The 22,075-nt window shown below is 62.4% G+C and carries 20 protein-coding genes; 6 read left to right on the plus strand and 14 right to left on the minus strand.

The features are described from left to right. Positions 1-21: 21 nt before the first annotated feature. Together ACERI1_RS02880 and ACERI1_RS02885 are read left to right on the plus strand one after the other, a co-directional pair. Positions 22-1,182 (plus strand): thiolase family protein, encoded by a 1,161-nt coding sequence (locus ACERI1_RS02880; protein WP_373616517.1) that lies wholly within the window; start codon positions 22-24, stop codon positions 1,180-1,182. After that, complete coding sequence (locus ACERI1_RS02885; protein ID WP_373616518.1) at positions 1,179-1,538, plus strand: nucleic acid-binding protein; 360 nt, start codon at positions 1,179-1,181, stop codon at positions 1,536-1,538. Before ACERI1_RS02880 ends, ACERI1_RS02885 begins: the two co-directional genes overlap by 4 nt. Here the strand turns inward: ACERI1_RS02885 and ACERI1_RS02890 are convergent. After that, positions 1,535-2,296, minus strand: a complete 762-nt coding sequence (locus tag ACERI1_RS02890; protein ID WP_373616519.1) for a hypothetical protein — start codon at positions 2,294-2,296, stop codon at positions 1,535-1,537. The two genes, ACERI1_RS02885 and ACERI1_RS02890, sit on opposite strands and share 4 nt — an antisense overlap. A 111-nt stretch (positions 2,297-2,407) precedes the next feature. On the opposite strand from ACERI1_RS02890, the gene ACERI1_RS02895 reads away from it, so the two are divergent. Next, on the plus strand, positions 2,408-3,160 hold the full coding sequence (locus ACERI1_RS02895) for a ribonuclease H-like domain-containing protein (RefSeq protein WP_373616520.1): 753 nt from the start codon (positions 2,408-2,410) through the stop codon (positions 3,158-3,160). A 96-nt stretch (positions 3,161-3,256) separates the two neighbouring features. On the opposite strand, the gene ACERI1_RS02900 is transcribed toward ACERI1_RS02895, so the two are convergent. Further along, positions 3,257-3,538, minus strand: a complete 282-nt coding sequence (locus ACERI1_RS02900; RefSeq protein ID WP_373616521.1) for a HalOD1 output domain-containing protein — start codon at positions 3,536-3,538, stop codon at positions 3,257-3,259. A gap of 390 nt (positions 3,539-3,928) precedes the next feature. On the opposite strand from ACERI1_RS02900, the gene ACERI1_RS02905 reads away from it, so the two are divergent. Continuing rightward, a complete protein-coding gene (locus tag ACERI1_RS02905; protein WP_373616523.1) occupies positions 3,929-4,339 on the plus strand; it encodes a pterin cluster protein in 411 nt (136 codons plus the stop codon). 26 nt (positions 4,340-4,365) lie between these two features. Here ACERI1_RS02905 and ACERI1_RS02910 read toward each other — a convergent pair whose 3' ends face one another. From ACERI1_RS02910 to ACERI1_RS02920, 3 genes are all read right to left on the minus strand, one after another. Then, positions 4,366-5,583 carry a TIGR04347 family pseudo-SAM/SPASM protein gene (locus ACERI1_RS02910; protein ID WP_373616524.1) on the minus strand — a complete coding sequence of 406 codons (1,218 nt, stop codon included), beginning with the start codon at positions 5,581-5,583 and terminating at the stop codon, positions 4,366-4,368. Then, positions 5,580-5,918 (minus strand): Htur_1727 family rSAM-partnered candidate RiPP, encoded by a 339-nt coding sequence (locus ACERI1_RS02915; protein ID WP_373616525.1) that lies wholly within the window; start codon positions 5,916-5,918, stop codon positions 5,580-5,582. Before ACERI1_RS02915 ends, ACERI1_RS02910 begins: the two co-directional genes overlap by 4 nt. Positions 5,919-6,102: 184 nt before the next feature. Continuing rightward, positions 6,103-7,944: an acetyl-CoA carboxylase biotin carboxylase subunit gene (locus ACERI1_RS02920; protein ID WP_373616526.1), complete on the minus strand. Its 1,842-nt coding sequence runs from the start codon at positions 7,942-7,944 to the stop codon at positions 6,103-6,105. Between the two features lie 160 nt (positions 7,945-8,104). Between ACERI1_RS02920 and ACERI1_RS02925 the strand changes: the two genes are divergently transcribed. Then, the gene (locus tag ACERI1_RS02925; protein WP_373616527.1) at positions 8,105-9,247 is read left to right on the plus strand and encodes an SPFH domain-containing protein; all 1,143 of its coding nucleotides are present in this window, start codon (positions 8,105-8,107) and stop codon (positions 9,245-9,247) included. Between the two features lie 112 nt (positions 9,248-9,359). On the opposite strand, the gene ACERI1_RS02930 is transcribed toward ACERI1_RS02925, so the two are convergent. The 3 genes from ACERI1_RS02930 to ACERI1_RS02940 all read right to left on the minus strand — a co-directional run bounded on the left by ACERI1_RS02930 (position 9,360) and on the right by ACERI1_RS02940 (position 12,433). Continuing rightward, a complete protein-coding gene (locus ACERI1_RS02930) occupies positions 9,360-10,334 on the minus strand; it encodes a hypothetical protein (RefSeq protein ID WP_373616528.1) in 975 nt (324 codons plus the stop codon). A 190-nt stretch (positions 10,335-10,524) separates the two neighbouring features. After that, positions 10,525-10,887, minus strand: a complete 363-nt coding sequence (locus ACERI1_RS02935; protein ID WP_373616529.1) for a hypothetical protein — start codon at positions 10,885-10,887, stop codon at positions 10,525-10,527. 1 nt (position 10,888) lies between these two features. Then, positions 10,889-12,433: an acyl-CoA carboxylase subunit beta gene (locus ACERI1_RS02940; RefSeq protein ID WP_373616838.1), complete on the minus strand. Its 1,545-nt coding sequence runs from the start codon at positions 12,431-12,433 to the stop codon at positions 10,889-10,891. Between the two features lie 157 nt (positions 12,434-12,590). Between ACERI1_RS02940 and ACERI1_RS02945 the strand changes: the two genes are divergently transcribed. Next, a complete protein-coding gene (locus ACERI1_RS02945; protein ID WP_373616530.1) occupies positions 12,591-13,943 on the plus strand; it encodes a sodium-dependent transporter in 1,353 nt (450 codons plus the stop codon). A 62-nt stretch (positions 13,944-14,005) separates the two neighbouring features. Here ACERI1_RS02945 and ACERI1_RS02950 read toward each other — a convergent pair whose 3' ends face one another. The 6 genes from ACERI1_RS02950 to ACERI1_RS02975 form a co-directional block, all read right to left on the minus strand. After that, positions 14,006-14,740 (minus strand): SDR family oxidoreductase, encoded by a 735-nt coding sequence (locus tag ACERI1_RS02950; protein ID WP_373616531.1) that lies wholly within the window; start codon positions 14,738-14,740, stop codon positions 14,006-14,008. A gap of 139 nt (positions 14,741-14,879) precedes the next feature. Then, positions 14,880-15,269 (minus strand): secondary thiamine-phosphate synthase enzyme YjbQ, encoded by a 390-nt coding sequence (locus ACERI1_RS02955; protein ID WP_373616532.1) that lies wholly within the window; start codon positions 15,267-15,269, stop codon positions 14,880-14,882. 64 nt (positions 15,270-15,333) lie between these two features. After that, positions 15,334-16,359, minus strand: coding sequence for a HEAT repeat domain-containing protein (locus ACERI1_RS02960; protein WP_373616533.1), 1,026 nt, complete (start codon positions 16,357-16,359; stop codon positions 15,334-15,336). Positions 16,360-16,444: 85 nt separating this feature from the next. Further along, positions 16,445-18,475: a SpoVR family protein gene (locus ACERI1_RS02965; protein ID WP_373616534.1), complete on the minus strand. Its 2,031-nt coding sequence runs from the start codon at positions 18,473-18,475 to the stop codon at positions 16,445-16,447. Beyond that, positions 18,468-19,796: a YeaH/YhbH family protein gene (locus ACERI1_RS02970; RefSeq protein WP_373616535.1), complete on the minus strand. Its 1,329-nt coding sequence runs from the start codon at positions 19,794-19,796 to the stop codon at positions 18,468-18,470. The genes ACERI1_RS02965 and ACERI1_RS02970 overlap by 8 nt, the downstream gene beginning before the upstream one ends. Continuing rightward, positions 19,787-22,075, minus strand: coding sequence for a PrkA family serine protein kinase (locus tag ACERI1_RS02975; protein ID WP_373616536.1), 2,289 nt, complete (start codon positions 22,073-22,075; stop codon positions 19,787-19,789). Before ACERI1_RS02975 ends, ACERI1_RS02970 begins: the two co-directional genes overlap by 10 nt.

The raw sequence follows: 22,075 nt of genomic DNA on the forward strand, positions 1-22,075 counted from the left end.
CTGACTAGAGTCACCTGAGATATGGAACGTGTTGCGATCATTGGCGCCTCAATGACCCAGTTCGGGCAACGCGAGGGCGAGTGGATCACGGACCTCCTCGCGGAGGCTGGTATCGAGTGTCTCGAGGATGCAGGTGTCGACGCCGACGACGTCGAACATCTGTACGTCTCGAACATGGCAAGCGGCGAGTTCGAGGGACAGACCGGCGTCCCGAACGCGCTGGCACACGACCTCGATGCGATGCCGGCGTACACACAACGGATCGACCAGACGAGTTCTAGCGGCGGTGCAGGGATCTTCGCCGCCTGGCAGTCGGTCGCCAGCGGGGCCAGCGACATGACGCTGCTCGTCGGCGGCGAGAAGATGACCCACAAGACCACCGGCGAGGCAACCGACGTGATCGCGTCGCTGACCCACCGCGACGAGTACAAAACCGGCGTCACGCTGCCGTCGTTTGCCGGCCTGACCGCACGCCACTATCTCGAGCGATTCGATGCGCCTCGCGAGAGCCTGGCGAAAGTCGCGTCCAAGAACCACAAAAACGGCGTCGACAACCCCAAGGCCCAGTTCCAGAAGGAAGTCGACGTCGAGACGATCCTCGAGTCGCCGATCATCGCGGACCCGCTGCGACTGTACGACTTCTGTCCGATCACGGACGGCTCGGCGGCGCTGATGCTCTGTCCCGAGTCGGTCGCCGAGGAATACACCGACGACTACGTCGTCATCTCGGGGATCGACGGCGCGACGGACACCCACGTCGTCCACGAACGCGAGGACCCGACCGTGATGGGCGGCGTCGTCGAGAGCGGCAAGGGTGCCTACGAGATGAGCGGGCTCGGACCGGACGATATCGATGTCGCCGAACTTCACGACATGTTCACCATCCTCGAGTTCCTCCAGATGGAGGGACTCGGCTTCGCCGAGCACGGCGAGGCCTGGAAACTCGTCGAGGAGGGGTACACCGAGCGAGACACCGGCGAACTACCGATCAACACCTCGGGTGGCCTCAAGTCGAAGGGCCACCCACTGGGGGCAAGCGGCGTCGCACAGGCAGTTGAGATCTACGAACAGCTCATGGGCGAGGCGGGCCCGCGCCAGGTCGATGCTGAGACCGGCCTGTGCTGTAACGTCGGCGGCTTTGGTAACTGTGTGATTACTACGATTATGGAGGCAGCACAATGACGATGGACGCGACACGCTACGAGGACGGTTCGATCAGCTACCCCGGCCACCCGCGCGGTCCCGGTGGCTCGAATCCGGCGGAAACGATCGATCTCAGCGAGTACACCGCTGAAGTCGTCACGTGGACGACCAGCACCGCGACGCCGCCAGGCGTCCGCGAACCAAACCACCTCGCGATCGTCGAGTTCGACGTGGATGGCGAGTCGGTTCGTGCAATCGGTCAACTGACCACCGGCGATGTCGAAACCGGCGACGAGGTCCAGCCGGTCCACGTCGACGAACTCCGTGAACCCGGCGCTGGCATTCGCGAACCCGAGAGTCAGGACTGGGACGGCTATCGGTTCGAACCGGTCTAAGGTCGCTCGGCTCCGTCACCGCTGTTTTCTGAGCCGTCAGTCTCGTCACTAGTGTCCGGCTCGTCTCCAGTGCTGTCAGTTCCGTTCGTCTCCGCGTCGTCGGCGCCCTCGGTATCCTCACCGTACTGATCCCGAAGCGTCTCGAGTTCGGCGTCGACGTCGACAGCCGAGTTGGAGTCGTCGCGGTCCTCATCGGACGACTCTCCAGCGTTTCCCGGAGACCCATCATCGATGTCGATCGTGATCCCGGTCGCCGCCGATGGTGGCTCCGACGTGCTCGACTGAGGGGCCCGATCGGCGGCCTCTCGGAGGCGCGCGTCAACGTCGTCACGGAGCTCGAGTGCTTCCGTGAGCAGTTCGCGTGCCCCCTCGTCCGCCGGCAGGCTCCCCTCCGAGACGGCCCGGTTGAGTTCGACCAGCACCGTATCGAGTTGGGAGAGCGTCGTCTCACGGAGTGCGCTCGCGCGACTGCTCGTCGCCTCTGCAGCCGCCGTCGTCCGGTCACGGGCTGCCTCCTCGGTCCGGACGATTTGCAGGCCGCGCTGGAACGCCTCGAGCGTATGAACGCTGGCCTCGAGGATAGCCAGCGCGGCGGGAAGCGCTACCTCGTCGGTGAGTCGGAGCAACTCTCGCGGTGTCGGCGGTCGGAGCGGCGGCCGAAAGCGCCGGCGGGGCTCCTCGAATTCCGTGCGAAGTTCGTCGATCGTTCTCGTCAGTTCGCGAACGGCATCGACGAGTTCGTCGTCGCGGTCGGTCATACGAGTTCTACGGTCGCCCACATCAAAAAGCGGGCGCCCGGATCTACAACTCCAGTGTCGCGCTCACAGCCGATCCAAGCGCTTTTAGCCCCACCGGACCCCTGAACGGGTGTGCGAATCGAGAATAGCTTCATTCCCGTGCGTGGCGTCGGGGAAACCACGGAACGACGCCTCTGGGAAAACGGCGTGACTCACTGGGACGAGTTCGACGGCAGCGTCGTCGGCTCGACGCTCGCGGATCGGATCGAGACGTTCATCGACGAAGGCCGGACCCACCTGCAACGTGGCGATGTTTCCGTCTTCGCGGAGGCGCTGCCTGCCTCGAGTCGCTGGCGGTGCTACGAGAACGTCCGCAGCGAGACCTGCTTTCTGGACATCGAGACGACCGGCCTCAGCGCCGAGACGAACCACGTGACGACCGTCAGCCTCCACCAGGGCGGCGAGACGAAGACGTTCGTCAAAGGACGCGATCTGACGAGCGATCGCCTCACACGTGAACTCGAGGAATCGGCCCTGCTCGTCACGTTCAACGGACAGCGGTTCGACGTGCCCTTCCTCGAGACGTGTTTCGACGTCGAGATCGACGTCCCCCACGTCGATCTCATGTATCCCTGCAAGAAACTGGGGCTCGACGGCGGACTGAAAGTCATCGAGCAAAACCTCGGGATCGACCGGGACATGCCCGACATCAGCGGTCGCGACGCGGTTCGGCTCTGGCACGAGTACGAACGCGGCGATGAGCGGTCCCTCGAGACCCTTATCGAGTACAACCGCGCGGATACGGTCAATCTGGAACCGTTGATGGAGACCGTTGCCGACAGACTCCACGAGCGCGTCTTCGAGGCTGCGATGGCCGACGAGTGAGACGGCTGCTGTCCCGAGATCCCGGGCAACCGCGACCGTCTCAGTTGTTACTACAGGGGCGTAGTGAATCCCGGATGTGCTTAGGGAGCGCCGTCTTCATTCGAGATCGGAAACCTCGACATCGCCGTCACTCGTGACGACAACGTGATAGCCACAGAAGGGGAACTCGATGCGACCGGTTGGTCGCTCTCGACCGTTCTCGCGGGTCGCAAAGAGCGCGTCGAGCGCCTCGGGATTGATCACGTCGTAGAGGGCATCGTATTCGGGTGGCTCGAGGTCGATCGGGTCGACGCCTTCACGCTCGGCGACGGCCTCGATCACGTCGAAACTTACTGACTGCCCGACTGTCGGTTCCGAGCGATCGACTGAGAGTAGCATTGGCCGGACTCTTACATCGATCCAGTATAAATCCTCTGACCTCAACCTGATCGCAAAATCCAATTCTGGCCGTTAGCGTCCGAATGTGTGCGATAATGTATTTGTTGTCCCTTAATACAGCCATCATTTTATTGATTTCACACGATCTAAAACTGTTCAAGGACCGACATCAATCGGACAGTCATCGGTTGTAGCGGCGGGAAAACCGCAAGCCTGCAGCCCTATTTGAATTGATTGCGTTACATGTTCGGCAGGGACCACCTCATCGTCCGCACCGTGTCCGCGCTGGCGAGAGTTAGATTTCGAGGTAGCGGACGACTGGCAGCCACGGCCACCCCCCGAACATATTCGCAATGATGTGTTTACACGTGTGAGCCGTATCGTTCCCGTATGGGAGCCAACCGAGCCACCGGCACCGAGACCGACAGTCGAAGCGATGCTACGACGACAGTGACAGTCCGCTGTACTGGTCACGTCCGCGACGCTGTCGGCAGTCACGAACTCGAGTTTACCTTCGACGGCGACCGACTTCGTGACTTCCTCGAAGCCTTTTTCGAGGAGTACGGGCTCGAGGATATGCTCATTGCGGAAACCGAGTCCGAGGCGACCCACAGCGGGTGGGCACCGGTCCCCGATGACCTGCCCGGCACGTGGCGCAAGAATCCGGAGGGTGACCAGACCCGACCGTATGCGCGGGTCTGTGTCAACGGTCGGTTCAACGAACACCTCGGTGGGTTCGAGGCGGAACTGACCGATGGTGACCGCGTCGCGCTGATCTATCCCTTCATGTTCTGCTGTTGAGCGACCCCGCGTCGACGGTGACGGACTCAGTCTGCGGCACCGCCGACCATCGATCCCACTTCTCCACCGCGGACCTCGTCGTCGGAGAGGTAACACTGCGGGTCGGGTTCAAAGAGGTCGCCGGTCGATGCCAGCGCGCGCAACCGCGAGGCGCCGCGACAGATCGACTGATACTGGCAGTCCGAACACTTGCCTTTGAGGTGGTCCTCGCGGTTGCGAAGCGCCTCGAGCAGGGGGTTCGACTCGTCTTCCCAGATCTCGCCGAAGGGCCGATCCCGGACGTTGCCGAGGCTGTACCCCTGCCAGAACTGAGTCAGGTGGACGTTACCCTGATAATCCACGTCGGCGATCCGCTCGCCGGTCGGGTCGCCGCCGTTTCGCTCGAGGTAGTTGTAGACCGCCTGCGCTTTCGCCTCGCCGAACTCCTCGCGGGCGTACTCCACGAGGAAGGCCGCGTCGGCGTAGTTGCCCACCAGCAGCGTTTCGATTTCCTCGTCGCGATCGTGATACTCGAGCGTTAGATCTGCCACGCGCCGAACCGCTTCGCGTTTCTCCTGTGGGGAGAGATCGGCGTCGACGATTTCAGCTCCGCGACCGCCGTAATCGAGATGGTAGAAACAGAAGCGATCGAGCCCTTTCTCGGCGAGCAAGTCGACGACCCCCTCGAGATCGGGCGCGTTGGCTTCGGTGATCGTATAGCGTAGCCCGGTCTTGAGACCGACATCGAGACAGTTCTCGATGCCGCGGACGGCGGCGTCGAACGCGCCCTCCTCGCCGCGGAACCGATCGTTTCGCTCGGGGAGACCGTCGACGGAGATGCCGGCGTACTGAAGCCCGGCGTCGCGCAGCGCCGCGGCTTTCTCGCAGGTGATGAGCGTCCCGTTGGAGGATAGCACTGGCCGGAGTCCCTGATCGGCTGCATAGGAGACGAGTTCGACCAGATCATCACGCACGAGCGGTTCGCCGCCGGAGAAGAGCACGACCGGCGCGCCGTACTCGGCAAGCTGGTCGAGGAACGCCTTGCCTTCGGCAGTCGTGAACTCGCCGGCTGCGGGCTCGAGGTCCGCACCGGCATAGCAGTGCGAACAGTAGAGATTACACCGACGGGTCGTATTCCAGACGACGACCGGTCGTCGCTGTTTCTCCTCGGTGATCTGGGGCTTTTTCGAGCCCTCGGCGGCGTCGTAGCGTAGCCCATCGCCTTCCGCGTCGAGGTCACAGAGGAGTTTACTGATCGAGATCATGCGTCTTGGACCTCCGTGGCGTGCTCAGGGTTCGATTCTCTGTGTGGTTCATCGCTGTCGTCGTCGGCCTCGTTCGATCGGCTGTCGGCCGTCGCCGCGAGTCCGCGCGTCGAATGCCGTTCGACCGCCTCGGCCGGACAGAGCCAGATGTCGGCGGCGTCCCAGCCGAACAGCCGGGATGCGTGTTCGTGCGCTTCCGTCCCGCTGGCGGCAGCGACGCTCCCGACGTGGCGGAGTGGCTCGTCCGTCTCGGCGCGGATGAAAACCTCCCACTGCGGCGTTGGGTTCCCTCGGTCATCGCGTTCGGCAGATGACCCACGTGCGTTCTCGACCATATCGACACCTACGAGACGATACCGAAGGCCGTTCCGTCACCTCCCAGTGCGCGGGAATACCTCACCTTGCTACCCGGTCGAGCCGTCACCGTTGTGACTCGAGGCCGACTCCAGCTCAAACGGTCGGGTAACTCCAGTGCTTCTGATCGGCAAAAAACGAGATCGACTGAGTCGCTCGGCTGCGTTACTCGAGGACGACCAGCGTGTCGCCCATGTCGACGCTCTCGCCTTCTTCGACGGCGATCTGCGTGACCTCACCGCCCTGTGAGGCGACGATGTCGTTTTCCATCTTCATGGCTTCGAGGACGACCAGCACGTCGCCGGCGGCGACCTCGTCACCGATCTCGACTTCGACGTCGAGGATCGTGCCCTGCATCTCGGCGTCGACGGTCTCGCCGTCGCCTGCGATTTCGGCCTCGTCGCTGCTCGAGCCACCTGCTGGCTCCGGACGGCTGGCCTGTGCGCCGCCGGCGTCGATGTCGCCGGCCGGGATCGCGGGTGCGCCGTGTTCCTCGAGTTCGACCTCGAAGCGCTTGCCGTTGACTTCGACGGTGAACTCGCGTTCGACGGCCTCCTCGTCCTCTTCGCTGGCACCGTCGCCGGTGTCACCGCCCCACTGCTCCTGGGCCTCTTCGATACGCGTCTCGTCGAGTTCCTCGTCGAGGTACTTCGTGGTGTGGGTACTCGCGACGAACTCCTCGTCAGTCAGCATCAGCCGGTGGAACGGGATGATCGTCGGGATGCCCTCGATGTCGTACTCACGGAGGGCACGCAGCGACCGCTCGATACACTCGTCGCGGTCTTCGCCCCAGACGACGAGTTTGGCGATCATCGAGTCGTAGTCCGTGACGAGCTCGTCGCCCTGTCGGAGCGCGTCGTCCATCCGGACGCCGATCCCGCCTGGTGGGTCGTACGTCTCGAGCGTGCCGCCGGTCGCGGGCGCGAAGTCGTTGGCCGCGTTCTCGGCGTTGATCCGGAACTCGATCGCGTGGCCGTCGATGTCGACGTCCTCCTGTGCGAAGTCGAGTTCCTCGCCGGCGGCGATCTCGAGCTGGCGCTTGACGATGTCGATGCCGGTGATCTCCTCGGTGACCGTGTGCTCGACCTGAATCCGCGTGTTGACCTCGAGGAAGTAGAAGTTCGCGTCGGGACCGAGCAGTTCGCCCGCCTCGCGGCCAGGGTCCTCCTCGACGAGGAACTCGACGGTGCCGGCGTTGGTGTAGTCGGCCGCCGCGACGCCGCGACGGGCGGCTTCGCCGATCTTCTCGCGGAGCTCGTCCGACAGCGCCGCCGAGGGACCTTCCTCGATGACCTTCTGGTGGCGGCGCTGGAGCGAACAGTCACGCTCGCCGAGGTGGCGCACGTTGCCGTGCTGGTCGGCGACGATCTGGACCTCGATGTGACGAGGCTGCTCGAGGTAGCGCTCGAGGTAGACCGAGGCGTTGTCGAAGTAGGCTTCACCCTCGCGCTGGGCGCTCTCGAACTGGTCTTCGACTTCGCTTTCGTCCCAGACGACCTTCATCCCGCGGCCGCCACCGCCACCTTCGGCCTTGATGGCGATCGGGTAGCCGTGTTCCTCGCCGAACTCCTTGATCTGCTCGGGGTCGGTGACGGGGTCGGTCGTCCCGGGGACGATCGGCACGTCCGCGTCCTGCATGATCGTGCGGGCCTTGGTCTTCTCGCCGAGGGCCTCCATCGCGTCGCCGGATGGACCGACCCAGGTGATCCCCTCGGTCTCCTCGACCTTGCGGGCGAACTCGGCGTTTTCGGCGAGGAAGCCGTAGCCGGGGTGGATGGCGTCGGCGTCGGCCTTGCGCGCAGCCTCGATGACGGCCTCGTGATCGAGATACGAGTCAGCCGCTCGAGCCGGCCCCACGTTGTACGCTTCGTCGGCGTACCGGACGTGACCCGAGTCCTTGTCGGCCTCGGAGTAGACGGCGACGGTCCCGATATTCAGTTCTTCACACGCCCGCATGACACGGACGGCGATCTCCCCGCGGTTCGCCACGAGAACCTTCCTAAACATTCCTGTCGAAACCGTCGTGAGGGGCCTACCTTACTTTTTCGCAACTGATTCGTCGCGACGACCGTTTTTGTTACGTAGCGAACCAGTCTCACACACGGAAGACAGTGGAGTATGCTAGTTATGGACAAGCGTTATCCGAACTGAACCCCTCAATCACACGATGGACGAGCTGGTAGCCACTCCACTCCAGACACAATCGGTGCTCGAGGACCCGATCCTGCTGGTCGGGTCGATCGGGCTCGTACTCGTCGTGATCACGGTCTGGCAGATGGTCGAGATCGTCGACGCCTACGACAGAGCCGCGCTGACCGTCTTCGGCGAGTACCGCGAGCTCTTAGAGCCGGGCCTGAACATCGTCCCGCCGTTCGTCTCGCGGCTCTACACGTTCGATATGCGCACGCAGACGATCGACGTGCCGAGCCAGGAAGCGATCACGCGGGACAACTCCCCGGTGACCGCCGACGCCGTCGTCTACATCCGGGTGATGAACGCCAAGCGCGCGTTTCTCGAGGTCGACGACTACCAGCGGGCGGTCTCGAACCTCGCCCAGACGACGCTACGTGCAGTGATCGGCGATATGGAACTCGACGACACGCTGAGTCGACGCGAGCTGATCAACGAGCGTATCCGCACCGAACTCGACGAACCCACCGACGAGTGGGGCATCCGCGTCGAATCAGTCGAAGTCCGCGAGGTCACCCCCTCCCAGGGCGTCAAGGGTGCGATGGAAGAACAGACCTCCGCCGAGCGTCGCCGCCGGGCGATGATCCTCGAGGCCCAGGGTGAACGCCGTAGCGCCGTCGAGAAGGCCGAAGGTGACAAACAGTCGAACATCATCCGCGCCCAGGGTGAAAAACAGAGCCAGATCCTCGAAGCGCAGGGGGATGCGATCTCGACTGTCTTGCGCGCGCGCTCGGCCGAGTCGATGGGCGAACGTGCCGTCATCGACAAGGGCATGGAGACACTCGCCGACATCGGCCAGGGTGAGTCGACGACGTTCGTCATGCCCCAGGAACTCACCTCGCTGGTGGGCCGCTACGGCAAACACCTCTCGGGCAGCGACGTCAAAGAAGACGGTGCGGACCTCGAGAGCCTCGAGTTCGACGAGGAAACCCGCGAGCTGATCGGCCTCGATGACATCGCCGACATCATCGGCGAAATCGACGAGCAAGCAGAGATGGACGTCGAGGCGATGGAAGAACAGGCGCGTGCGATCAAAGAGGGCGGCGATGTGGGAACGGAGATCGACGTCTCCGAACCGTCGTCGGCTGCCGACTCGGAGTCGACTCCGGAATCGAAGTAGGACGGCTGTTTCTCTCGAGGGTCGATCTTTCTGAAATCCGATTCCGGTCGTGTCCGATGCGTATTTGGATTAACAGTAACTCACTCACTTGTTCAGCAGCGAACTATCGTTGCTACGGTGCAGCCCATCCATGCCAAGAGAACAAATAGCCATCATCCTCATATTCAATATATAAATGGCTTGTACCTGGCGGATGAGACCCGAATTCTAGATCTTCGTCAGTATTCTCCCAAAACTCCCTAGCTCTGGTTCGGATCTGGTCGAGAATCTCTCTTTGTGATTCGAATTTTTCATCATCTCTCGAGATAGAGTATCTTCCACCATTCTTTGCTACTCTGCCGAGGAACTCTCGGATATCCGCACTAAGGTCAGCTGCCGCAATAGCATAGTTCTCAGTAATATACTCACCAAACGAAGCGGAGTCTTTCGCAACAGGTGTCGCTGAATACCGAACCCGTTCCATCGATGTTGAATGCTGCCCTTTCTCTTCTAGCTTGATGTATCTATCGTTGAATTTTACAAACTCCTGATCGATACCATTGGCAAGCAGTGAATTTGATTGATAGGCTGAATCAAGATATCCTGACACAAACGTATCTGAAAATGGAATGACTCCGCCACTCTCTGAGAGAGTGAGCGAATTATGAAGTTGCCATTGATCATAATATGGGAGTTCTGTAAGTTGTAGGACCTCTCCTTCCGATGGATCTGGTTGGATCCCGCTCCGGGATATTTTATATTCTAAGCCAGTAACTGTCCCTGTCTCAAGCGTCGTTTTATCGATTCGGTAGAATGACTGTTCTTCGATATAGTGAAAAAACGATTCATACGTTGCTCGTTCGAAGAGCTCGAGATTACTTACTTCAAGCGTGATTTTGTCTCCGGTGAGCAATCTAGAAACAAAGTCTAGAATAAGTGGGGATGGAATCAAATCATCTTCGCGGCCTGCTATGCGGTCTTCGAACTTCCCGGCGGTTAGCGGCGTTAAAGAAAAGGAATACCCCGATTCATTGTACGATCCAATACAGCCAGCGACAGAAGAGATTGCAACCACAGGAACACTTCTCAGAAGATTTCTACGTTGCATATACATATCGAATTATCAAAAACATATATGTTTTGTGATGGGAAAGGGAGTTGGAATAAATAATATTAGAATGACATTTTTGCTGATCATTTTGCACACCGACGTTCTGGTTGACCCACAGGTAACCGAAACACGCCGTCAAAACAGGCCTCGAGCGACGTCCGTCTCGAAAAAACGGCTACCGGTGCGTTCAGAACCGGTCGGTCCGTCCCGCTGCCGACCACGCGTTGGTCGGCGCGTCACGCGGAACGCGAACGGTCCGGTGTTGCTGTGCGCGCACTCGACCGGCGAAGGCCCAGCGCTTGTCGTCCCACGTCTCCTCGCCGCCGGCCGCCGCTGCGGCGACTGCGAGCGCGTGATCGTGGAGATGGGCACCGATGGCGGCCGCGATCGCCGCGGCCTCCTCCTCGTCGGCGTCGTCGGGCAAGTCGATGGAGACGTCGCCGGGCAAGGCTGCCTCGAGGCCGGGCGCGGCGCCGTCGGCAACGGTCGTCTCGTCCGCCGGCGCTGACGCGGTCCCGCCGTCGGCGGTGGTCTGTTGCTGTGAGGTCATACTACAGCGGGATGTTGCCGTGTTTCTTGTCGGGCTTGTCCTCGCGCTTGGACTCGAGCATTTTCAGGTCGTCGATCAGCCGCGGGCGGGTCTCGGTTGGGACGATGACGTCGTCGAGGAAGCCCTTGTCCGTTGCAGTGTATGGGTTGGCGAACTCCTCGCGGTACTCTTCGATGAGTTCGTCGCGGAGTTCGTCGGGGTTGTCGGCTTCGGCGAGTTCCTCGCGGTAGAGGATGTTGACCGCGCCCTGTGGGCCCATGACGGCGATCTCGGCGGTCGGCCAGGCGTAGTTGACGTCTGCGCCGAGGTTCTTCGAGGCCATGACACAGTAGGCACCACCGTAGGCTTTCCGCGTGATGACGGTCAGCAGTGGGACGGTCGCCTCGGAGAAGGCGTACAGCAGTTTCGCGCCGTGGCGGATGATCCCACGGTGTTCCTGGTCGGTGCCGGGCATATAGCCGGGGACGTCGACGAACGTGACGATCGGGATGTTGAAGGAGTCACAGAAGCGGACGAACCGCGAGCCCTTCATCGAGGCGTCGACGGTGAGCGTGCCGGCGTTGACCCGCGGCTGGTTGGCGACGATCCCGACGGAACGGCCGTCGAGACGGCCGAAGCCGACGACGATGTTCTGTGCGAAGTTGTCCGCGACCTCGAAGAACGAGCCCTCGTCGACGACCGAGTCGATGACGTCGTTCATGTCGTAGGGCTTTTGCGGACTTGGCGGGACGATGTCTTTGAGTTTCTCGTCGCGTCGGTCGGGGTCGTCCCACGGCTCGACGCGCGGCGGGTCCTCGACGTTGTTCTGCGGGAGATACGAGAGGAGGCGTTTGATATCGTCGAGTGCCTGTTCCTCGCTCTCGCAGGCGAACTGGGCGACACCGGTCTTGTCGGAGTGGGTCATCGCGCCGCCGAGTTCCTCGTGGGTGACGTCCTCACCGGTGACGGTCTTGGTGACGCCGGGCCCGGTAATGTACATGTGGCTCGTGTCTTTCACCATGAAGATGAAGTCGGTGATCGACGGCGAGTAGACCGCCCCACCGGCACACGGCCCCATGATACCCGAAATCTGGGGAATGACACCGCTTGCTTCCTGGTTGCGTCGGAAGATTTCGGTGAAGCCGGCGAGGCTCTTGACACCCTCCTGAATGCGCGCGCCAGCGGAGTCGTTGAGCCCGATGACGGGCGCGCCGACCTCCATCGCCATGTCCATGACTTTGCAGATCTTCTCGGCGAAGACCTCACCGAGCGAGCCACCGAAGACGGTGAAGTCGTGGGCGAAGACGAAGGTGGTCCGGCCGTTGACCTCGCCGTAGCCCGTGACGACGCCGTCGCCCGGCACTTTCTTCTCTTCCATGCCAAACTGGCTCGTCTGGTGGGTCCGGAGCTGGTCGAACTCCGTGAAGGTCCCCTCGTCGAGGAAGTAGTCGATCCGCTCGCGGGCGGTCATCTTCCCCTTATCGTGTTGTTTTTCGATCCGTGCTTCGCCACCGCCCTTGCGGGCCTCTTCGCGGAGCTCCTCGAGTTCGTCGATGCGATCCTCCATCGTCATGCTGGGAACACCCCTGCGCGATTCATACCGCGTTGTGTGAGGACCAACTGCAAAAGGATTCCGTAACTCCCTCACGATTATTGGCCATTACTCACTACATGAGGGATTGCCCAAGGAAAGCTATATGGGCGTATCATAGATAACAGCGGGTATGGCACAACGCGAATCATGGGCAACACGAACAGGGTTTATTCTGGCTGCAGTGGGGAGCGCAGTCGGACTAGGTAACATCTGGCGGTTCCCCTATCAGGTGGGTGAACAGGGTGGAGCAGGATTCCTCTTTATTTACCTCCTGTTGATCGTCGGGATCGGGTTCCCAGTGATCCTCGTCGAATTCGTCGTCGGTCGGAATACCGAACGAAATCCCGTTGGAGCACTGAAACGGATCGGAAGCGGCGCGTGGACGAAGATCGGCTGGGTCTTCGTCACGGCTGGGTTCGTCATCCTTTCATACTACAGCGTCGTCGCCGGCTGGACGCTCAGATACGTTCTCCTCGGATTGCAAGGGGACTACACGGCTGATGGGGCACTCGAGCAGTTCCTCGGGGCCGCAAGCGGCATGGACGCTGTCGTCCTGCACGCGATCTTCATGGCCGCAGTCATCGCGATCGTGGCACTTGGTATCGAGCGTGGGATCGAACTTTCTGTCAAGTTGATGGTACCCGCGATTATCATCATTTCGGTCGGTCTCGCCGCGTACGCGTTTACCCTCGACGGAGCGACTGAGGCCTACGCGTACTATCTTTCGCCGAACTTCAGCACCATCGCGTCGAACTGGACGACGATTCTCCCGGCAGCAGCCGCACAAGCGTTCTTTACGCTGTCACTCGGGATGGGTGTGATGATCACGTACGCCTCCTACCTCGGTGAGGACCGGAACCTCGCCGAAGACGCCGGTATCATCGCCGTCCTCGACACCTTTATTGCCTTTACCGCCGGGTTGATTGCGTTCCCCATTCTGTTCGCAGCGGGGATCGAGCCCGGCGCGTCCGGTCCGGCGCTCATCTTCGTGAGTCTCGCTGCGGCGTTTGCCGAACTCCCGTTCGGTGGCATCCTCGGTGCGATCTTCTTCGGCACGGTCGCCATCGCCGCGCTCTCGAGTGCGATCAGTATTATGGAGGTCGTCGTCTCCTACTTGATCGACGAACGTGGCATCGGTCGCGTTCCTGCGACGGCTGCACTGGGCGTGGCCATGTTCCTCGTCGGAACGCCGGCCGCGCTCGACCTCGTCTTCATCGACCTCTACGACGGCTTCGCCAACAGCATCCTGCTCATGCTCGGCGGTCTCCTGTTGTCGATCTTCGTCGGCTGGATCGTTCCAGATCTCGCGCTCGAGGAGGTCAGCAAAGGCATCAAAAACGTCGGCTCGCTGGGATCGGCGTGGATCTGGTTCGTCCGAGTCCCGGTCGTTCTCGCGCTGATCGTTCTGATCGTGCTGAACGCGTGGGACTACTACGGGTTCCTGACTGGTGGCTTCGCCGAGTGGCTGGGTGCGAACCTCTGATCAGTCACTAAGAGTCGCTCCGATCGGTCGCTTGCCGCTTTTGAGCGAACCTCGAGTTGGTCTCAGGCCTCGCCGTAGACCGGCACCGCAGCGCCGCTGGTTACCGCCGCGCCGTCGCTACAGAGGAAGGCCATCACGTCGGCGATCTCGAGCGGCTCGACCCACGAATCGTGATCCGCGTCGGGCATCATTTCGCGATTCATCGGCGTATCGATCACGCTCGGCATGACGCAGTTCGCACGCACGGTCCCACGGTTCTCCTCAGCGAGCGTCTCCGTCAACAGGCGAATCCCGGCTTTCGTGATCCGGTAGGGACCGTCTCCCTCGCCGCCCTCGAGTGAAGAGCGCGCGCTGATACTGACGATCGAGCCCTCCGTCTCCTGCAGATGTGGCAGAGCGTGTTTCGAAGCGAGAAACGCCGTCTTCAGGTTGATATTCATGAGGAGGTCGAACTCCGAGAGATCGGTGTCCTCGATGTGCTCGCCGCCACGCCACGTGCCGGCGATGTTCAACAGATGATCGATTCGGCCATGATCGTCGATAACGGCGTCAACGAGCGCCGCCACGTCGTCTTCGTCGGTCAGATCGGCCTCGTAGAACGCGAAGTCGGAGTCGTCGGTCGGATCGCGCTCGAGCAGACTGTCCTCGTCGTCGGGTTCGACCACGTCGACGGCACAGACCGTCGCACCTGCCTCACGAAAGCGGTCGACGGCGGCGCTGCCGAGTGCGCCGCTGGCACCGGTGATTACCGCCACAGTGTCGCTGAAGTCGACGTCGAACGAAGTCGTCAATGACATACGGCCACATACACCATTCGGCTGCATCAAAGGCAGGGCTCACGCATCACAGGTCGTCATCCGGTCTGCTATCACTGGGTACCGGCGCATCCGCAGGACGGGTCGCGGGTGCGCCGGCACTGACTGAAAGGAGTCCGTATCAGTCGCCGACGGTCGTCACCGTAACCGTCCGCGTGCGCGGCCCGTCACACTCGAGCAGTAACACCGACTGCCACGTCCCCAGCGCTAACTCCCCGTTCTCGACGGGAATCGTGACGTCCGGTCCGACCAGCGCGGCCCGGAGATGTGAGTCCGCGTTGCCGTCGAGGTCGTCGTGTGCGTGTCCCTCGTCGGGGACGACCTCGCCCAGAAACGACTCGATGTCGCCCCGGAGTCGTGGCTCGTTTTCCTGCACGACGAGGCCAGCCGTCGTGTGCCTGACAAAGGCCGTACAGAGCCCGGCCTTGAGGTCGTCGGGAACGGCAGCAGCAACCTGATCGGTCACGTCGACGGTCGTCAGCCGTGTGTCGGTGTCGACGGAAAACGTCATACGCGAGGTTTCGGCTGCGAGGATCGATTACGTTCCGGTTGTATTCGCGTCCCTGACGGCGGAATTACGACAGGCGGCGCACGGCCCACGCCGCCCGATCGCGGACGGTCGGAGACGGATCCGTCCGTGCGAGATCGCGTAGCCGCGGCGTGGCCGCGTCGACGCCGCCGTGACCGAGCGCGATGCAGGCGCGTGCGCGGACGTGTGGATGGTCGTCCGCCAGCAACTCGAACACCTGCCAGTGCACCGGATCGATCGCCGTTTCGACGCCGGCAGCGATACGACCGATCGTAGCCGCCGCCAGTGCCCGGGTGTCGGGATCGGCAGCCGAAAGCGCCGCCTCGAACTCGGTCGCAACCGACGCGACCACGGCGGGATCGCGATGGGCGACATCGCCGAGACAGCCGATCGCGCTGTGTCGCAACGATGGGTCGTCGTGAGTGACGAGTGCGGCGGCGTCGCCGACGAACTCGAGTGACGGCACCGTCGCCTCGGAGCGCGCGAGTCGACCGAGCGCGCGGAGCGTCGGCCCGCCGTTCTCGGTCGGGTTCGCCGAAAGCGCATCGATGAGCATGGATCCCGCCGGTTCGACCGCCGTCGGCGCGTGATCCGAGACGTGTGCGAGTGCCTCGAGCCCACTGCGATCGTAGCCGTGGCGGCGCTCGAGGACGTCGACGATCCCGTCGGCGTGCTCGGCGACGACGTCCGGTCGCTCGGCTGCCACAGCCGCGAGGGCACGAAGAAGCTCGCGCGCGATCGGCTGGTCGGCACGCTCGCGGGCGACGGCGACGAGCGTCCCACTCGAAGGTGCGACGTCGGTGGGTGCTTCGGCTGCCAGCGTGGCGAGACAGGCGGCGACCTCGTCGTGAAAGTCGGCCTCCGGCTGTTCGAGCAGCGCCCGGAGTTTCGGCACCGTTGGGACGTACGCCGCTGCCTGCTCTCGGTCCTCGATGGCAGTCCGAATTCGGCGAACGGCTGCCCGTTGTTCTGTCGAGACATGATCGTCGAGTTGTGCAAGGATTGACGGTAGATCTGCTCTGATGGCCCCCCGACCACCAGGTTCGACGGTCTCCCCACCTTCCCGATTCATCGTGTCCCCTGCATGGGGGATAATCGGTAAAAACATTCTGGCTGACCGACGCGATTCGGTCGGAACGAACGGCGACCGGTTGCCTCTAGGCCAGCCACTCGTCGGGCTTGGTGTCGTAATCGACGTCGTCGGCTGCGAGATGTTCAACATCGTCCCACGGCACGTCTTCGACCGTCACCGTCTGCCCGTCGTAGCGGATCAGCTTGCCCTGCTCTTCGGGTTCGGGCTCGCGGTTGCGCCGCTTTGCGACCTCGATGTCGTGGTCGTCGACTTCCTTGACGATCGTCAGCAGGTTTACCGGTCGCCCCCACAACTCGAAGATCCGCTTGAGCGTCTCCTTGGCCTGCCCGAGATTGAGCATGACGCCGTTGTACTGGTGGCCAAGCAGGAGTTCGTTGGCGTTGTTGTAGTTGCCGTCGTAAACCGCGATCGTCGGCTTCCCGAAGTTGGTAAACTGCAACAGGAGCTTCTTTTTGACGTCTTCAGCCGCGTCACTCGTGACGTGGAACTGCCCGGTCGCCTTCGAGTGCTCGTAGGTGAAGTAGTTGTTCTCGGTGATGAACTCCTGGGTGAGGAACTCATCGAGGAACGTCACGTCGTTGTGGCTCTTCCGGACATCGAACAGCCGATCCCAGCCGACGGTGAAGTCGACGTCCGCGAGCGCCTCCTCAACCGACGAGTAGCGCGCGTCGTCGAACAGGTAGCGACCGATGCGCTCGAGTTCGTTCTGATTCACGCGCGCGAGGAACCCGCGGTTCTGGCGCTTGACCAGCGAGTAGTGACGCCGGGCCAGTCCCTCATAGGTCAGCACCTTCCAGGGGTACTGTTCGACATCGATCTCGCCCGCGCGGGCCCGCTCGAAGGCCTCGTGGTCGACCCACTCGTCTCGAACGTCCGTGAGATCGTCGAGCGTCTCGGGGGTAATCGTCGCGAGTGCTGCCGGGGGCTCGAGCGTCTCGAGCACCTCGTCGAAGTCGACGACATCGGTGAGGTTGCGCCAGGAGATACCCTCGACGCGCAGCAGGCGCTCTAAGACCTCCCGGCGGTTCGTGGTGTTCTCGACGTATTCCCAGAGTTCCATCCCGAGGCTGTAGGGGTTGAGTCCGCCCGACGCCAGGACTTTCGCCATGTGATCGGCGTAATTTAAGAACTCGTCGTCGCCGGCGAAGGTTTCGTCGGTCATCATCGTCGACTCCCAGTAGGCGGCCCACCCCTCGTTCATCACCTTCGTCATCTTCTGGGCGGCGAAGTAGTAGGCCTCCGCGCGCATCATATCGAGGATGTCGCGTTGCCACTCTTCCATCTCGACTGCCCGACCGGTCTCGTCGTCGTACTGCTTGCCGTGTTCGCGGACGAACGCCAGTACGTCCTTCTGGGGCTCTTCGGGGAAGCTGGCGGTGAGCTCCTCGTCCTCGAGTTTCTCGATCCACTCCTCGTTGAACACCTCGCCTTTGATCTCGTCGGAGAGCTCGAGCTCGTCGAGCCGCTCGGCGAGGTCCTCATCGATCTCCGCGCCCGCCGGCCCGTCGACGTCGAGTCGCCGGCTGAACACCTGGTGTTGGTCGATGTTGTCCTCGAGGCTGAGACAGTGGTCGATCCACTTCTCGACCTCGGCGCGGTCGATCTCTGGGTCGGACATGTATTCGTCGATCGCCCGCGCGTGCCGTTCGAGCATGGCGGCGGCGTTGACCTGTCCCTCATCGGACTGGCCGCGAGTGAACATACCGAACCAGTCGTTGTTCGCGAAGAAATCGGAGTGGGCCTCCACGTGGGTGATAACGGCCTTCTGGTCGGCAACCGTATTCGACTCCTGCAGGAACGCGTGGGCGGGATTGTCGTTGTTGACGATCTCGAAGGCCTTCCCGCCGCCGTACTGGCCCTGCTTTTGCTGTTTGTCGTACTGCATTCCCCACCGCCAGTGAGGGTACCGCGACTGGAACCCGCCGTAGGCGATGAGTTCGTTCATCTCGTCGTAGTCGATGATCCAGTACTTGACTGGATACGGCTCGAGGCCGAGTTTCTGTGCGAGGTTTCGAGCCTCCGTGACCGGCTCCTCGAGGTCGCTGGCGATCGCCTGTTTGCGGAAGCGATCCGCGTTAGAATTACGTTTACTCATCGGTTTCACCCTCCGTCGAGAGGATTTCGTAGATTGCGTCGGTGACGTCGTCTTTGCCGTTAACGTAGGCAACCGCGACGTCGTCGGCATCGGTACCGAAGTGGCGTTCGAGTTCCTCGGCGTGGGTGGCGTTGATCGCGTTGCCGCTCGGCTGGGTCTCCACGTAGGCGTGGAGGTTGGCCGGAATCTCTTCCATCAGCGGGATCACACGCTCGCCCGTGTCATTCGAGGAGTTCTCGGAGTCTCCCGCGGCGAAGACGTATCGGTTCCAGTCGCTCCAGGGGTACTCCTCTAACAGTTCGTTCGCGAGTTCGTAGGCGCTCGAGATCTTGGTGCCGCCGCCGCTGCGGATGCCGAAGAACTCGTCGCGTTCGACCTTCCAGGCATCGGCGTCGTGGGCGATGTAGACGAACTCGGCGTTGTCGTACTTGCCCTGGAGGTACCAGTCCAGCGGCGTGAACGTCCGCTCGACGAGTTCGCGTTTCTTCTCGCGCATCGAGCCCGAGACGTCGCGGATGTTGACGACGACGACGTTCTTCTCTTTCTCCTCGATGATTTCGGGGTGGCGGTAGCGTTCGTCCTCGCGGCGGAACGGGACGTGGTCGATCCCCTCGCGGCGGATTTTCTGTTGCACGTCTTCGCGCTCGACGTGGTCCTCGACCTCCTCGATCGAGGCCCATTTGCCGCGTTCCTCGTCGGGAATGTCCGCGTAGGCCTCTTCGATCCAGGCCATCGACACCGGGAGGTTCTCGCCGCGGGCCCACTCGAAGACGTCGCGCGGGGAGATGCCCTCGACTTTACAGAGTTCGCGCAGGAACTCCTCGTCGAAGTCCATCGCGAGCTTGCGCTTGAGCCCCTCCTTGAACATCCGCTCGAAGTCGAGCGTGCTGTTCGGGCCGGTCCGGGTGAGGTCCGTAAACGGCCCCTCCTTCTCCTCGACGACCGTCTTGCCCTTCGGGTCGAGGTCGAGCCCGAGTTCCTCGTCGAGTTCCTCGGCGAACTCCCCCGGGTCCATCTCGTAGTACTCGTGCTCGCCGCCTTCCTCGCCGGGTTCGCCGTCCTCGCCGTCGTCGTCGCCGGGCTGGGGCTGTGGCTGGCCGACCGGCTGGCCGGTATCCGGCGTGCCGTCCTCGCCCTGTCCGACGCCGCCTTTGTCGCGCTGGTCGTACTCGAACTCCGGCAGCGAGACGATTTTCACCGGGATGTTGATCTCGCCCGGGCCGCTCCTGCCGAGTTCGCCGTACTGGATGAAGTCGGACAGATCTTCGCGGCGCTCTTCACCGACTTCACGGAATCGCTCGAGGTCGTCTCTCAGTCCCATCGGTAGCTCACCTGTCCCATAACGTGTCTGCTCGTCAGTTCGGCCGACGCCTCCGAGTAGCCGAAGAGGTCGACCATCGTCTCGATCGTGTCTTCCTTGACCGCCGCTGTCTCGGTCCCGCTCGGCGGATCGTCCCACTGGCGCGGGTCGAAGTCCTCGAAAGTACGCTCGACGTCGTCCCAGTCGTGGCTCTCGAGGACGGTCTTGATCACTGGGATCGCCGTCAGGTCGACATCTTCGACCGCGAAATCCGCGTCGCGGTGCTCCCAGGCGTGGCGGTTCAGCGACGTGATGACCTTCTCGCGTCGGAAGTTCCGGACGCTCTCGCGGGGGAGGTTCCCCTCGTATTCGGCCTCGGAGAACCGTCCCAGGTGTTCGACCTCGAACAGCTTCATCTTCAGCGGATCGGGCTCGACGCGCTCGCCGCGGTCGTTGTACAGCGGCTCGTCGGTCTCCCAGGCGTAGACGTGTTCGACGTACTCGGCGACGGTCTCCTCGTCGACGCGTTTGTCGTGCATGATGGCCTCGATGACGTCGGACTCCTGCTGGTCGTAGACGTAGTTTTTCACGGGGACGACGCGGTTTTCGAACTCCGAGCGCTCGCCCGACGAGAACACCGGTGCGTCGGCCAGCCCCTCGACCATGGCGTTTAACACGTCGCGGGGCATGACCACGTCCTCGACCGGCAGGTCGGCGTGGTGGCGGTCGCGGTCGGTCTGGAGCAACTCCGCGAGCGTATCCCGCGTGTACGTGACGGGAACCCCGTGATCGCCATCTGCCCCATCGTCGTCGAAGTCGAACTCCTCTTTTTCCCGGCGGCTGTCGCCCTCCTGCAGGTAGCCCTGATCGTAGATCAGCGCCTTGTCGACGAGATCCAGCCCGTTCGGGAGGTTTTCCTCGTCTAAGCGCGTGACGACTGCGTACAGCGCGGCCGCCTCGATCGCATGCGGTGCGAACTCCTGGACGCGCGTCTGGCCGTCGCGGTCCTTGACCGTTACCCGCACCGGCTCGCGGATCCGGTCCGCGAGTTCGTCGTAGCTCTCGGCCTCCCAGACTGCAGTCTCACCCGTTAGTTCGCGCCGGATCAGCTCCGTCTCGAGCGAGAGGTTCGTCAGATACCCGAAACGATGTTTGTCCAGCCGCCGTTTCAGCGCCTTCAGCGGGTCCATCCCGTTGCGGTCGGCGTGCTGGTTGAGCTGGGCCTCGAGGTCGGGATTTGAGATGATCAGCAGCTGGCTGTCGACGTCCATCCCGATCCCCTTGTCCAGTTTCACCGACTGCTCGTCGGGGACGTTCAGCAGCTTCTGGAGCAGGTCGGCGTGCTGGGCCGCGTCCTCGACGATGGTGAGGACGCCGTTGCCCTGCGAGAGGACGCCGTCGTAGCTGAACGCCTGCGGGTTCTTGCGCCCGCGCGAGTCGAGTTCCTGGAGCATCCCGTGCATCCACGAGCCGACGAGCCGTTCTTTGGGACGACCGTCGTCCTCGCTGTGGAGGACGCCGACGCCCTGGCCGACGTCGACGACGTAGTTTTTCACCCGGAGGTGGTCCTCGTCGGTGATCGCCGAGAACAGCTCGTCCTCGCCCTCTCGGCGGTACCGTTCCTCGAGGAACTCGTAGGCCTCTCGGGAGAACGGATCGAGCTGTGCGCCGACCTGGATCGGGACGTGATCGTCGAGTTCGCCGTTGAGTTGTGCAAGCAGATCCGCGCGGACGTCTTCGGGGAAGACCGACAGCGGGTGGGCTTGCACGGGGCTTTCGTACCAGTTCTGCTCGTCGGCTGCGGTGGCGTCGCCACCGTAGCTCAGCCCGCGCTCGCCGGCGTCGGCGGTCGTGACGTTCCACTCGACGGTGTATCGGCGGCCATCGGGTGTCTTCGAGTACTCACGCAGTCCGTTGACCAGACAGCGCTTGAGTTCGGACTTACCGGTCGCGGTTGGCCCCTCGAACCAGATGATCTTCTCGTCTTTCGCCCGACCGGCGGCGATCGACCGCAGATCGTCAACGAATCCGTTGAGTACCTCGGTGTTGCCGAGGATCGCGTGTTCGCCGTCGTTGTGCGGATCGTCGAAGAAGCGATACCGCTCTTTCTCCTCGCCTTCCTCGACCACGGTCCGGGTGCCGGCGGCCTCGATCGCCTCGAGCAAGTACTTCGAGGCGTGGGAGGCGATCGACGGGTTCTCGAAGATCCGGTCGACGTACGCCGCGAGGCTCATCGGCTCCTCGTAGGTCTCCTCTAGGGCGCGGTCGGCGTCACGGACGTAGTCGGTTCCTCGTGGCAT

Origin of the sequence: Natrinema sp. HArc-T2, assembly GCF_041821085.1 — an archaeon.
Lineage (GTDB): Archaea > Halobacteriota > Halobacteria > Halobacteriales > Natrialbaceae > Natrinema.

Bases quoted from the DNA above. Each gene is read 5' to 3' on its own strand.
- ACERI1_RS02880 (WP_373616517.1), top strand. From the start codon at position 22: ATGGAACGTGTTGCGATCATTGGCGCCTCAATGACCCAGTTCGGGCAA.
- ACERI1_RS02885 (WP_373616518.1), top strand. From the start codon at position 1,179: ATGACGATGGACGCGACACGCTACGAGGACGGTTCGATCAGCTACCCC.
- ACERI1_RS02890 (WP_373616519.1), bottom strand. From the start codon at position 2,296: ATGACCGACCGCGACGACGAACTCGTCGATGCCGTTCGCGAACTGACG.
- ACERI1_RS02900 (WP_373616521.1), bottom strand. From the start codon at position 3,538: ATGCTACTCTCAGTCGATCGCTCGGAACCGACAGTCGGGCAGTCAGTA.
- ACERI1_RS02905 (WP_373616523.1), top strand. From the start codon at position 3,929: ATGGGAGCCAACCGAGCCACCGGCACCGAGACCGACAGTCGAAGCGAT.
- ACERI1_RS02910 (WP_373616524.1), bottom strand. From the start codon at position 5,583: ATGATCTCGATCAGTAAACTCCTCTGTGACCTCGACGCGGAAGGCGAT.
- ACERI1_RS02915 (WP_373616525.1), bottom strand. From the start codon at position 5,918: ATGGTCGAGAACGCACGTGGGTCATCTGCCGAACGCGATGACCGAGGG.
- ACERI1_RS02920 (WP_373616526.1), bottom strand. From the start codon at position 7,944: ATGTTTAGGAAGGTTCTCGTGGCGAACCGCGGGGAGATCGCCGTCCGT.
- ACERI1_RS02925 (WP_373616527.1), top strand. From the start codon at position 8,105: ATGGACGAGCTGGTAGCCACTCCACTCCAGACACAATCGGTGCTCGAG.
- ACERI1_RS02930 (WP_373616528.1), bottom strand. From the start codon at position 10,334: ATGCAACGTAGAAATCTTCTGAGAAGTGTTCCTGTGGTTGCAATCTCT.
- ACERI1_RS02935 (WP_373616529.1), bottom strand. From the start codon at position 10,887: ATGACCTCACAGCAACAGACCACCGCCGACGGCGGGACCGCGTCAGCG.
- ACERI1_RS02940 (WP_373616838.1), bottom strand. From the start codon at position 12,433: ATGGAGGATCGCATCGACGAACTCGAGGAGCTCCGCGAAGAGGCCCGC.
- ACERI1_RS02945 (WP_373616530.1), top strand. From the start codon at position 12,591: ATGGCACAACGCGAATCATGGGCAACACGAACAGGGTTTATTCTGGCT.
- ACERI1_RS02950 (WP_373616531.1), bottom strand. From the start codon at position 14,740: ATGTCATTGACGACTTCGTTCGACGTCGACTTCAGCGACACTGTGGCG.
- ACERI1_RS02955 (WP_373616532.1), bottom strand. From the start codon at position 15,269: ATGACGTTTTCCGTCGACACCGACACACGGCTGACGACCGTCGACGTG.
- ACERI1_RS02960 (WP_373616533.1), bottom strand. From the start codon at position 16,359: ATGAATCGGGAAGGTGGGGAGACCGTCGAACCTGGTGGTCGGGGGGCC.
- ACERI1_RS02965 (WP_373616534.1), bottom strand. From the start codon at position 18,475: ATGAGTAAACGTAATTCTAACGCGGATCGCTTCCGCAAACAGGCGATC.
- ACERI1_RS02970 (WP_373616535.1), bottom strand. From the start codon at position 19,796: ATGGGACTGAGAGACGACCTCGAGCGATTCCGTGAAGTCGGTGAAGAG.
- ACERI1_RS02975 (WP_373616536.1), bottom strand. From the start codon at position 22,075: ATGCCACGAGGAACCGACTACGTCCGTGACGCCGACCGCGCCCTAGAG.